Source organism: Sphingobium sp. LMA1-1-1.1 (assembly GCF_040676365.1).
In the GTDB taxonomy this organism is placed as follows: domain Bacteria; phylum Pseudomonadota; class Alphaproteobacteria; order Sphingomonadales; family Sphingomonadaceae; genus Sphingobium.
Map to the genome: position 1 here is coordinate 217,502 of NZ_JBEGHS010000001.1, position 11,371 is coordinate 228,872.

At 61.1% G+C, this 11,371-nt stretch carries 11 protein-coding genes; 9 read left to right on the forward strand and 2 right to left on the reverse strand.

Translation table 11 applies throughout. The features are described from left to right. Window positions 1-29: 29 nt before the first annotated feature. Complete coding sequence (locus MRBLMA1_RS01185; protein ID WP_363734573.1) at window positions 30-1,100, reverse strand: glycoside hydrolase family 5 protein; 1,071 nt, start codon at window positions 1,098-1,100, stop codon at window positions 30-32. Window positions 1,101-1,802: 702 nt separating this feature from the next. Between MRBLMA1_RS01185 and MRBLMA1_RS01190 the strand changes: the two genes are divergently transcribed. Genes MRBLMA1_RS01190 through MRBLMA1_RS01220 form a run of 7 tightly spaced genes read left to right on the forward strand, consistent with a single transcriptional unit; the run spans window position 1,803 to window position 7,625 of the window. Further along, window positions 1,803-2,819: an aldo/keto reductase gene (locus tag MRBLMA1_RS01190; protein ID WP_363734574.1), complete on the forward strand. Its 1,017-nt coding sequence runs from the start codon at window positions 1,803-1,805 to the stop codon at window positions 2,817-2,819. A gap of 5 nt (window positions 2,820-2,824) precedes the next feature. After that, the gene (locus MRBLMA1_RS01195; RefSeq protein ID WP_363734575.1) at window positions 2,825-3,655 is read left to right on the forward strand and encodes an amidohydrolase family protein; all 831 of its coding nucleotides are present in this window, start codon (window positions 2,825-2,827) and stop codon (window positions 3,653-3,655) included. Then, window positions 3,648-3,959 (forward strand): UxaA family hydrolase, encoded by a 312-nt coding sequence (locus tag MRBLMA1_RS01200; RefSeq protein WP_363734576.1) that lies wholly within the window; start codon window positions 3,648-3,650, stop codon window positions 3,957-3,959. The genes MRBLMA1_RS01195 and MRBLMA1_RS01200 overlap by 8 nt, the downstream gene beginning before the upstream one ends. Next, complete coding sequence (locus MRBLMA1_RS01205; RefSeq protein WP_363734577.1) at window positions 3,956-5,179, forward strand: UxaA family hydrolase; 1,224 nt, start codon at window positions 3,956-3,958, stop codon at window positions 5,177-5,179. Before MRBLMA1_RS01200 ends, MRBLMA1_RS01205 begins: the two co-directional genes overlap by 4 nt. Beyond that, window positions 5,176-5,922 carry an SDR family oxidoreductase gene (locus MRBLMA1_RS01210; protein ID WP_363734578.1) on the forward strand — a complete coding sequence of 249 codons (747 nt, stop codon included), beginning with the start codon at window positions 5,176-5,178 and terminating at the stop codon, window positions 5,920-5,922. Before MRBLMA1_RS01205 ends, MRBLMA1_RS01210 begins: the two co-directional genes overlap by 4 nt. A 51-nt stretch (window positions 5,923-5,973) precedes the next feature. Beyond that, entirely contained in the window at window positions 5,974-7,281 is a 1,308-nt protein-coding gene (gene fucP, locus MRBLMA1_RS01215) for an L-fucose:H+ symporter permease (protein ID WP_363734579.1), read from the forward strand. Next, window positions 7,281-7,625, forward strand: a complete 345-nt coding sequence (locus MRBLMA1_RS01220) for an L-rhamnose mutarotase (protein WP_363734580.1) — start codon at window positions 7,281-7,283, stop codon at window positions 7,623-7,625. The genes fucP and MRBLMA1_RS01220 overlap by 1 nt, the downstream gene beginning before the upstream one ends. Before the next feature lie 180 nt (window positions 7,626-7,805). Here MRBLMA1_RS01220 and MRBLMA1_RS01225 read toward each other — a convergent pair whose 3' ends face one another. Further along, window positions 7,806-8,585, reverse strand: a complete 780-nt coding sequence (locus MRBLMA1_RS01225; protein WP_133652229.1) for an IclR family transcriptional regulator — start codon at window positions 8,583-8,585, stop codon at window positions 7,806-7,808. A gap of 147 nt (window positions 8,586-8,732) precedes the next feature. Here MRBLMA1_RS01225 and MRBLMA1_RS01230 point away from each other — a divergent pair, with 147 nt between their 5' ends. Together MRBLMA1_RS01230 and MRBLMA1_RS01235 are read left to right on the forward strand one after the other, a co-directional pair. Next, on the forward strand, window positions 8,733-10,274 hold the full coding sequence (locus MRBLMA1_RS01230; RefSeq protein ID WP_363734581.1) for an alpha-L-fucosidase: 1,542 nt from the start codon (window positions 8,733-8,735) through the stop codon (window positions 10,272-10,274). 57 nt (window positions 10,275-10,331) lie between these two features. Beyond that, window positions 10,332-11,342, forward strand: a complete 1,011-nt coding sequence (locus tag MRBLMA1_RS01235) for a zinc-binding alcohol dehydrogenase family protein (protein ID WP_363734582.1) — start codon at window positions 10,332-10,334, stop codon at window positions 11,340-11,342. Window positions 11,343-11,371 lie beyond the last annotated feature (29 nt).

Here is an 11,371-nt window from a genome sequence, read left to right on the forward strand (position 1 = left end):
GAATGATTTCGATCACGAGGCCGGATGGATCACTTCTTGCCGGCACCCTCCAGCAGGGCGTCGAGACCTTGCTGGTCCTTGATCTCGGTCGTCCAGCGGTTGATGAGGTCACCTGTATCCCACAGGAAGGGACAAAGGCCGTTCTCCAATGCCTTTTGGGTCACATATTTCATCCAATGTGCCCGCGAGGCCAGGTGCTTTTCCAGATCCAGCGGCGTCGTGCGCCGTGGCGCGCCATATTCGCCCAGCATGACCTGTATGCCCTTGCTTACGAACATCTGGTTGGCAAGCGCCATATGGTCGTCGACAGTGGGCTCTTCACCCCAGGTGGCGTTGCGATCCGGCTCGATCGTCGAATGGAAGTCCTTACCCCAATAATAGAACATCCGACCCCATGACGCGTCCTCGGACAGGATGCAGAAATTGGGAGGACTGTAGAAATGGGGTTCCACCATCAACCGGTCGCTCACAGTGTCGGTCGGCATATGCGTCCACAAGGTCTTGGACAGGTCCATGTTGACGTTGGGAAGCTGTAGTACCAGCACGCGATAGGCGTTCCTTCCGCCGGTGGAGCGGACCGCGTCGATGAAGCTTTGGTGATAGCTGTATAGAACGTCCATCTGCGTGGTCGTGTCGCAGTTCGGCTCGTTCGCGCTGGCGAAGATCAGCCGCTCGTCAAAGTCACGCATATGCGTGGCGATCTGCTCCCAGAACGCCTTTTGTTTCGCGTTGACGGCATCCTTCTTTTCAACCGTGACGTTGTTTTCGAGCCAGCCGCCGTCCCAGTGGATGTTGAGCATGACGTACAAGTCGGCGTTGATGCAATATTGCACCACTTCCCTGACGCGATCGAGCCAGCTCGCCTTGATCTTCGCCGTGGCCTGGTCTGCATATTGATCCCACGCGCAGGGCAGGCGGATCGCATCGAAGCCGGATGCCTTGGCCTTGTCGACAAATGCCTGGGTGATCATCGGATTGCCCCAGAAGGTTTCCCCGCCCGTGGCTTCCAGCGTGTTGCCGATGTTCAGCCCGAGCTTGAACTTTGCGGCAACCTCTTCGGCGGTTCCCATGCCGGTCGAGATCGCGGAGATCGGGTTCACATTGTAGCTGGGGTAGAGGCTGGGCGGAGGGGGTGGTGGAGGAGGCGGCGGAGGAGGTGGCGACGGCGGCGGTGGTGGGGGCGGGGCTAATCCTGATTCGCTGCCGCCGCCGCAACCCGCGGTTGCCAAGGCAAGGGCTGACACGACTAGCTCACGACGCCGCAGTTTCACACGCTCTCTCCATGGTTTAGCTCATGATGGAACGCCGCCTGTTCGGTTGATGGCGTCCCGATTTTATGCCCTATCGCTCCAAGACCGTCAGAGCGGGGATTTTGCGCATATAAAAATAATAGTTCACAATTGCAAAAGAAACTCATACAAATTATGCTTTGGAGGATGATTGCGGAGGTCCTCGCATCGCGATGCCAGCGGGATACCGAAAGATGCATTGCTACATTTCTCGCGATCTGCAATGATTACTCAGACAATAATGCGAATCCGGCCGAGGAGCATGTGCAATTCGCGTTGCCGCCAGAATTTCCCGGCTCGCCATTGGTGGGATCGCAAATTGCAGGGATGGGTGATCGCCGCGATTAGCCGGGTGGAGAGAAGGGTGCCGAGTGGAGCATTGTGACGAACATCGTGGTCGCTATCGATCTTGGGATCCAGCGCGATTGCTGCACAGCAGTGCAAATTTTAAAAATCAACTTGCATATATGCAAAAACCTTCCCTAGTTGTGAATCATGGGAAAGGATAAGAATTTGTGGGGCAATGCACGGCTTGCGCCAATCGGCTTTGGTGGGGCGGTCATCGGCAATCTCTACCGGGCTGTGCGCGACATTGACTCGGTCCACGCGGTGCACCGTGCGTGGCGAAGCGGTGTTCGGTATTTCGACACGGCGCCCTATTACGGCATGGGTTTGTCGGAGCAGCGTCTAAGAGTGGCCCTTTGCGATCTGCCGCGCGATCAGTTCGTCATTTCGACCAAGGTCGGACGCCTGCTCGACCCGACAAGCGAAAGCCTGCACCCCATGCGCGACGGATTTGCCGACCCGCTGCCGAACAAGGTGCACTTCGACTACAGCTATGATGGGGTGATGCGCTCGTTTGAAGAGAGCCTGCGCCGGCTGGGGTTGGATCGCATTGAGCTGCTCTACGCGCATGATCTGGGATCGTTGACGCACGGAGCGATGCATTCGCACCATTTTGCGCAGTTCGCGGAGGGTGGTTACCGGGCCATGGACGAACTGCGCGCCAGCGGGGCGGTGGACGCGATCGGGCTTGGCGTCAATGAGACCGCGGTGATCGACCAGGCCATGGCGGTCGGACGCTTCGATTGCTTCCTGCTGGCCGGGCGTTACACCTTGCTGGAACAGGAACCGCTGAACGGATTTTTCGATCGTGTCGCAGCCCATGGGGCGCGGATCGTGGCCGGCGGCGTCTACAACAGCGGTATTCTGGCGACTGGAACGCGCTCGGGCCAACCCGTCTATTTCGACTATGCGCCTGCGCCGCCCGAGATAATCGCGCGGGTCGGCCGGATCGAGGCGCTCTGCTATGAGGCCGGAGTGCCCCTGGCCGCCGCGGCGCTGCAATTCACCCGCGCGCATCCTGTTATCGCGTCGGTTCTGGTCGGGCTTGGCAGAGCCGATCTGGTCGACCGCACGCTGGCCCTCGCGAGCACCCCGATCCCGTCATCTTTCTGGACGGCGCTGAAGGATGAAGGAGTTATTCCGGACAACGCGCCGGTCCCGGTGGTCCAAGAGTTGCAAGGCTGACGCGGATGATCGATGCGCATCAGCACTTCTGGCAGTTGGCCAATCCGTTCACTGACTGGCCAACCCCCGACCTGGCGTTGATCCACCGGGATTTCCTTCCTGCCGACCTCGCGCCGCTGCTGGCTGATGCCGGCGTGACCGGAACCGTTCTCGTCCAGGCGGCTCCGGCGGTCGAGGAAACCCGCTTCATCCTGAAACTTGCCGAGCGGGCCGCCCATGTCAAAGCGGTGGTCGGCTGGATCGACTTTGCCGCGACGGATGCACTGGAACAGCTATCCGCGCTGGTTCGCCGTCCCCTGCTCAAGGGATTGCGCCCGATGATCCAGGGCGAGCCTGAACCGGGCTGGATATTACAGTCGGCGTTCGGCCCCTTGCTGGAGGCGATGGCCGTCGCCGGGCTGCGCTTCGATGCGCTGGTGCTTCAGCACCAGATCGACGATATTGTCGCGCTCGCCGCGCAGCATCCCGATTTGCTTATCGTGCTCGATCATTGCGGCAAACCGGCCATCGCTTCCGGCGACAGCGCTGCATGGCGGAATTCCATCGCGCGGCTGGCGGCGCAACCGAACGTCTATTGCAAGGTTTCGGGCCTGTGGACCGAGGCAGGCGATGATTGGTCGGCGGCGACGATTGCCCCTTATGTCGAGGCGGTTCGCGCCGCCTTCGGTACGCAGCGGCTGATGTGGGGCAGCGACTGGCCGGTATTGAATCTGGCCGGGGGATATCGGGACTGGCTCGACCAGGCCCTGGCCCTGTTCGATGATCTCGACCCTGGCGAACGCGCCGCCGTGTTCGGCGGCAACGCGGCACGCTTCTATGGATTTTCTTATGACTGATCGCGTCCGGGTCATTGCCCTGCACCCCGCCGACAATGTGGTTATCTGCGTCGCTCCCATCGATGCAGGGGAGCAGGTGGAAATCGATGGGGCACCAGTGATCGCGGCAGGCGCGGTCGGCCTGGGGCACAAGCTGGCGCGCCGCGATTTGGCGAGCGGCGACAAGGTGATGCGCTATGGCATCCCGATCGGCACCATGACCAGCCCTGCAGCAAGAGGAGAACATGTGCACCGGCACAACCTGCGCAGCGACTATATTCCGTCGCACGAACGCGACGTGCTGCGGGACGGAGATCCGACATGAACGATGCTCCTGTCCTTTGGAATGGCTATCTTCGGCCCGACGGGCGCAAAGGCATTCGCAACGTCGTGCTGGTCGCTTATCTGGTCGAGTGCGCGCATCATGTCGCGCGCCGGATCGTGACGGAGGTGGCGGACGATAATGTCCAGCTGATCGGTTTTCCCGGCTGCTTCCCCAATGCCTATGCCGATACGATGATGACCCGACTGGCGACCCATCCCAATGTGGGCGGGGTCTTGTTGCTCTCGCTGGGCTGCGAGGGGTTCGACCGCGAAGGGTTGGCGGAACGGATTGCCCGATCCGGCCGCCCGGTGGAGACGCTGGTCATCCAGCAGCAGGGCGGCACGCGCAAGACGATCGAGGCCGGCGTGGCCAAGGCACGCGAACTGCTCGCCGTCAGCGCCGAAAGCACGCCACGGGTGCAAATGGGGATTGCCGACCTCGTCGTCGGGACGATTTGCGGCGGGTCCGACGGGACCAGTGGCATCACCGCCAATCCGGCCGTTGGTCGAACCTTCGACCGGCTGATCGCGGAACAGGGAACCTGCATCTTCGAGGAAACCGGTGAACTCATCGGTTGCGAGCAGATCATGGCCGAACGAGCGATCACGCCCGAACTTGGCGTCTTGATCGAACAGGTAGTGGAAAAGGCCGAGCGCTATTATACCGTCCTTGGTTATGGCAGCTTTTCGCCCGGCAACGCCGAAGGCGGGCTGACGACGCAGGAGGAAAAGTCGCTCGGAGCCTATTCTAAATCCGGAAACAGCCCGATTTCGGGCTTGCTCAAACCCGGCGACCATCCTTCCGGACCTGGGCTTTACCTGCTGGACGTGGTGCCTGATGGCGAAGTCCGTTTCGGCTTTCCCAATATTTCGGACAATGCCGAAATCGTCGAACTGATTGCCTGCGGTTGCCATCTGGTCCTGTTCACCACCGGGCGCGGTTCCGTGGTCGGATCGGCGATCAGTCCGGTCATCAAGATCTGCGCCAACCCCGAAACCTATGCCCGCATGTCGAGCGACATGGATGTGGACGCAGGGCGCATCCTGGCGGGTGCGGCCGATCTGGATCAGGTCGCCGACGAGATCTACGACGCTGTGGTCGATGTCGCAGGAGGCAGGCAAAGCCTTTCAGAAGAACTCGGCCACCAGGAATTCATCCTGACCTACAAGCAGTTCGAGGCGGCAGGTCCGGCCTGCCTGCCGAACAGGAGTCGAACATGACCCCCAGTCCCTTCGGCCTCACTGGCAAGAGGGCGCTGGTGACGGGCGCCGGGCAGGGGATCGGCAAAGCCTGCGCCGAATTGCTGGCAACGCAGGGCGCGGATGTCCTGGCGATCGACCGCAATGCCGAAACATTGGCGGCGCTGGCGGGATGCCGCACCCGCCTTGTCGATGTGACCGACCCTGAATCAATCGCCGCGCTTTTCGCGCAGGAGGGTGCGGCCTGGGACATTCTGGTCAATTGCGTCGGCAAGGTTCATGGCGGCACGCTGCTTGACAGTACCGAGGCCGATCTTGACGAAGCCTATGCGATCAACGTGGCGGCGATGGTCCAGGTGATCCGCGCCGTCCTGCCTGGCATGATCGGTGCGGGGGGTGGTTCGATCGTCAATATCGCCTCGGTCGCCGGCGCGATCATCGGCGTGCCCGATCGCTTCGTTTACAACACGACGAAGGCCGCCGTCGTCGGCCTGACCAAAGCCATCGCCGTGGACCATGTTGCCGAGGGCATTCGCTGCAATGCGGTTTGTCCAGGCACGGTCCGTTCGCCCTCGCTGGAGGAGCGGCTGCGCGTGACGGGTGATTTCGACGCGGCGCTTGCCCGGTTTTCAGCGCGGCAGCCAGTTGGGCGATTGGGCAAGCCGGAGGAAGTGGCGGCGGTCGTCCTGTGGCTGGCCAGCGATGCGGCGGCTTTCGTGACCGGGCAATGCCATGTCATCGACGGAGGCTGGTCCAACGCCTGACGGCAGGTGATCAAAGGAAAAGCAAAAAGGGGAGGGTGCGCAGTGTCATCCATGCATTACGAAGCAGCAGAGCCGTCAAAGAGCCATGCCGATGGCCGGGCGACCCTGGTAGAGCGCCGCTTCCTGGTGGCTTTCGCGGTGGTTACCAGCCTGTTCTTCATGTGGGCAATAGCCAATAATTTCAATGATATCCTGATCAAGCAGTTCCAGAAGGCGCTGGAACTGTCGCGGATGGAGTCGGGCCTGGTCCAGACGGCCTTCTACTTCGGCTATTTCACCTTCGCCCTTCCTGCCGGATGGTTCATTGCCCGGCACGGCTACAAGGCAGGCATCATCGCGGGGCTTGGCCTTTACGCGGCCGGCGCGCTGCTGTTCTGGCCGGCGGCCGGAGTGCGCGCCTTCGGCTTTTTCCTTGTGGCGCTCTACATCATTGCCGCGGGTCTCGCCTTTCTGGAAACCGCGGCCAATCCGCTGATCGCTGCCATGGGTCGGGAGGAGAGCGCGGCGCAGCGCCTGACTTTTGCGCAAAGCTTCAACGGGCTTGGCGGCGTGATCGCGCCCTTTCTGGGCGGCGCCCTGATCTTTTCGGGCATCGAGCACAGCGCCGCCGAATTGTCGGCCATGCAACCCGCGCAGATCGAAGCCTATCGTGCGGCCGAAGCCCTTGCGGTACGGCTGCCCTATCTTGCGCTGGCTGCCGTTGTCCTCACCCTTGCCGCGATCGTGGCGCTGACGCGTTTTCCCGTGATCGCCGAAGGGCAGGGTATCGATCAATCCGGTGGCGGACTGGGTGCTGCGCTGCGCCGCCCACGCCTGCGGGCGGCGATCCTGGCCCAGTTCTTCTATGTCGGCGCACAGGTGACGGTGTGGAGCTATTTCATCAATTTCGCTCAGGACCAGACCGACATTGGTGAGAAACTGGCCGCGCAATGGCTGGGCATCAGTCTGTTTCTGTTCATGGTCGGGCGGTTCGCCGGCGCGGGGCTCATGCGCTATGTCCCCGCACCGCGACTGCTGACGGGCTATGCATTAATCGCGGCGGTGCTGTGCGGCGTCGCGATGAGCGCGGGAGGAATGATCGCGGTCGTCGCGTTGGGACTGACCAGCCTGTTCATGTCGATCATGTTCCCGACCATCTTCACGCTCGGCCTTGCCGGACTGGGGCCGAGCAAGCGAATTGCCTCTTCGCTGATCGTCATGGCGATTATCGGCGGAGCCATCTTCCCGCCGCTGACCGGCCTTATGGCGGAGCGGCTTCATTCGCTGGCAATGGCGATGTTCGTGCCGCTGGTCTGTTTCCTAGTGATCGCCTGGTTCGGCCGCCGGGTCACCCGTAACATGGCGATGGGAGGAGCCTGATGGCACGGCAGGTCTATGTGCTCGATCTCAGCGACGAGGCGCTGGCGGAAGAATATGAGCGGTGGCATCGACCGGGCAACGTGCCCGCGCGGGTGTTGCAGGACATCCTTGATGCCGGCAATACGCTGATGGAGATTTATCGTACCGGCGACAGGCTGGTGATGATTACGGAGACTGCGGGCGACGTGGAGCCTCAAGATCGGACTGGCAGCGCGGAATCCCAGGCCTGGGAGGCGCAGATGGACCGGTTCCAGAAGCCGGTGCCGTCAGCCGGCAGTGGCGTGAAATGGCAGCCTGCCGAACGCATTTTCATGCTGGCTGAACATCTGCGGAAGGATGTTTGACGCGATGGTTTCCGCTGGGGAAGCGCGCAAGCACGGTTAGGACGGATCGACATTCAGATGATGACGAGCCGAAAATGGTGGTTTTTCGTGACCCGGCGCGCAGCCTACTTTCAGTAGGTGAGCACCGGAAGCACGAAAGGCCAACATTTGCAGGCCGTCAGGGCTGAATGTCGATCCGTCCTAGGGCTGGTAGCCCAGCCGATCGGAAATCCGCTCCGTCGTGCGGCGCAGCATGTCGCGCGCCGCGTCCATTTCGACCTTCTGCGACCCGTCGATCAATGAGAGGAACGGAATGGTCAGGGCCGCAACCACATCCTTGTCGAAACCGAAGATGGGGAAGCTGATGTCGGTGACGCCGTAGGTTATCGGGCTGGGACGACTGTCGAAACCGGCCAGGCGGATCGCCTCCCGCCGCTCCGCCAGCCATTCGCGGTCGACCGTCACATGCCGTTCTTCCTCAACCTCGCGCACGATCCGGTCGACCCGTGCCTGGTTGGAATAGGCCAGGATCACCTGGCCCGAACAACTTTTGAGGATGTCGACGATAGTACCGACCTTCAGGGAAAATCCCCGCGTGCCAGGCTGCTCCTCACGCGCGACGACCATCCCGTGGCCCGTGGCGGGCACCACCAGATGGCAGGATTGGCCCGTTTCCAGCGCCAGCCCCTGCATTTCGGGTAAAGCGGCCCGCACCAGATCCTGCGATGGCGTGGCCCGGAACGCAACGTCCAGAAGCTTGTAGCTCACCGTGTATCGGTCTGTTGTCTGGGACTTACGCAAATATCCCAGATTCTCCATCACGACGATGATCCGGAAAAGCTCGCCCACCGTTCGCCCCAGATCGGCGGCGATTTCGCTGACCAGCGCCCCTTTGGGGTGGGTGGCGAGGTATTCGAGAACCTCAAAGGTCTTTTCGACTGCTGGTGCCGCGTAGGCGCGCTTGAGTTCGGATCGCGGCACGTTCGTTCATCCCCCTGGCATTCGATGGCGGCACCGTCATCCGATTTCGTCAATCGAAGGCTCAATTGCAACTTGAAAATATGTTTGTAAATATGCAAACAAGTGCAGACGATCACCTCATAGAGGTGCGCATCAGGGGAGAATCGGATGTCGGGCTTTACCAAGCGCCAATTACTTGGGGCACCGTTGGCGGCTGCCTTGAGTTCGGCGCTCGCTCCTGCGAGCGCCAGTGCGCGGCAGGGCGTGGCCAGGATCGCCGGCGGCCGTTTTGATTCGTCGGTCGCAAGTCTGAACAATTATGAAGTCCCTTCCTGGTTCGCCGACGCCAAATTCGGGATCTGGGCACATTGGGGTCCCCAGGCGGTTCCGGGGCAGGGCGACTGGTATGCGCGCTTCATGTATGTTCCCGGCCATCCGCATTACGACCATCACCTCAAGGCCTACGGTCATCCTTCGGAAAAGGGCTATAAGGACATCATTCCGCTCTGGATGGCGGAGAGGTTCGATCCCGATGCGCTGATGACGAAATACAAGGCGGCGGGAGCCAAATATTTCGTCTCCATGGGTGTTCATCACGACAATTTCGACCTGTGGCGCTCGCGCCATCACCGCTGGAATGCGGCGGAGATGGGGCCGAAACGCGACATTGTCGGTGCGTGGCAGGCGGCGGCAAAGCGCCAGGGGCTGCGCTTTGGCGTGTCCGAGCATCTGGGGGCAAGCTATACCTGGTGGCATCCCAGCCACCTATATGATCAGTTCTGGCCTATGCTCGGCCGATCCTATGACGGTAGCGACGCCCGCTTTGCCGACCTCTACCACGACAACCGGGGTGAACCGTTCATCAATACCCCGGAGTCCTGGTATACCAAGAATCCGGCCTTTCACCGCCACTGGTTCGACCGGATCAGCGATCTGATCGACAGCTACCAGCCCGACCTGTTGTACAGCGACGGCGGCCTGCCGTTCGGGGAGACCGGGCGCAGCCTGCTCGCCCATTTCTATAACAGCAGCATAGCGCGGACCGGCAAGCTTGAAGCGGTCTATAATTGCAAGCAGACCGGCTCCGGTGAATTCCATCGCAACGCGGTGGTGCAGGACGTAGAGCGCGGGGTGCTCAAGGGCATTCAGGATCGGCCCTGGCAGACCGATACGTCCAACGCGGACTGGTTCTTCAGCGAGAACTTTCCCCATAAATCGACAGCGACGGTCATCGGCCTGCTGGCTGACATCGTCAGCAAGAACGGCAATCTCTTGCTGAACGTCACGCTCTATCCCGATGGCAGCCTGCCGCCGGAATCCGACCAGTTGCTGGTCGAACTGGCCGCATGGATGAAGGTCAACGCCGCCGCTATCCATGGCACGCGCCCGTGGAAGATCCACGGCGAGGGGCCGACCGAAACGCAGGACGGGATGTTTCGGGAAGACGTGGCCTATACGGCGCAGGACATACGGTTCACCACAGGTGGTGGGGCCCTCTATGCGATCACTCTGGGCGAACCGCGCGGTCGCGTTTCGATCGCGTCGCTGGCCGCCGGCAATCCCCATGACCAGCGTCGGATCAGGCGCGTCACATTGCTGGGCAATCCTGCGCAACTCCATTTCCAACAGGACAGCGCGGCCCTGACGGTGACGCTGCCGGACCGACTGCCGAGCCGCCTGGCAAGCGCCCTGCGGATCGATTTCGCATGATAGGAAGGAAAGTTCAGTGAAGATGGGTGGTGAAGGGTCTTGTCCGGGACGCGGCCATTGAAGGCGATTCTGTGCGACGCGCCATTCGCGCTTTCGGTGATAGAACGAGCCCGGCCTCAGCCCGGTCCGGGTGAAGTTCTGCTGAAGATCGCGCGGGTCGGTTTGTGCGGTACCGATTATCATATTTATTCGGGGACCCAGCCTTACCTCTCCTACCCGCGGGTGATGGGGCACGAGATTTCAGGCACGGTTGCCGCGACCGGGGAAGATTCCGCCTTCGGCATTGGTCAGTTGGTGACCGTCAATCCCTATCTGGCCTGCGGCGAATGCCGTGCCTGCCGCCGCGGCAAGCCCAATTGCTGCAGCAACATCTCCGTTCTTGGCGTGCACCAGGACGGTGCAATGAGCGAATATGTGCTTGTGCCGGAAAGGGCACTGATAGACGCTACCGGGCTGTCGCCCGACCACGCTGCGATGGTTGAGTTCCTCGCGATTGGCGCTCATGCAGTGTCTCGCGCGGCTGTGCGCCGCAACGATCGTGTGCTGGTTGTCGGGGCAGGACCGATCGGCGTCGCTGCGGCGTTGTTCGCGAAGCTCGATGGTGCAGATGTGACCTTGATCGACACGCGGCAGGCCCGGCTTGATCATGCCCGCGAGAAGATTGGCATTGCCCACACAATATTGGTTTCCGATCAGTTGAAAGCCGATCTGGCGGCGGCAACGGACGGAGAATTCTTTGACTGCGTTTTCGATGCGACGGGTAATATCCAGGCGATGTCCGCAGGTCTTGCCTATGTCGCGCACGGCGGCACTTATGTGCTGGTGAGCGTCGTCAAGGATGACCTGATTTTCCCGGATCCCGAATTTCACAGGCGTGAAACGACCTTGCTGAGCAGCCGAAACGCCACTGCGGGTGATTTTGACAGAGTAATAGCTGCCATATGCAGTGGAAAGTTGCCGATGCGTGCTCTTCATACGCACAGCGTGGCGATGAACGACCTGCCGCGCGATCTGCCCAACCTGATCGATCAGGCTGATTTCGTCCTCAAGGCAATTGTGGTCATGTGAGTCATAAATATTTGATTTATAGACAATTT

What these genes read in the sequence shown, in the direction of transcription:
- MRBLMA1_RS01195 (WP_363734575.1), top strand. Translation starts at nt 2,825, where the DNA reads ATGATCGATGCGCATCAGCACTTCTGGCAGTTGGCCAATCCGTTCACT.
- MRBLMA1_RS01200 (WP_363734576.1), top strand. Translation starts at nt 3,648, where the DNA reads ATGACTGATCGCGTCCGGGTCATTGCCCTGCACCCCGCCGACAATGTG.
- MRBLMA1_RS01230 (WP_363734581.1), top strand. Translation starts at nt 8,733, where the DNA reads ATGTCGGGCTTTACCAAGCGCCAATTACTTGGGGCACCGTTGGCGGCT.
- fucP (WP_363734579.1), top strand. Translation starts at nt 5,974, where the DNA reads ATGCATTACGAAGCAGCAGAGCCGTCAAAGAGCCATGCCGATGGCCGG.
- MRBLMA1_RS01220 (WP_363734580.1), top strand. Translation starts at nt 7,281, where the DNA reads ATGGCACGGCAGGTCTATGTGCTCGATCTCAGCGACGAGGCGCTGGCG.
- MRBLMA1_RS01205 (WP_363734577.1), top strand. Translation starts at nt 3,956, where the DNA reads ATGAACGATGCTCCTGTCCTTTGGAATGGCTATCTTCGGCCCGACGGG.
- MRBLMA1_RS01210 (WP_363734578.1), top strand. Translation starts at nt 5,176, where the DNA reads ATGACCCCCAGTCCCTTCGGCCTCACTGGCAAGAGGGCGCTGGTGACG.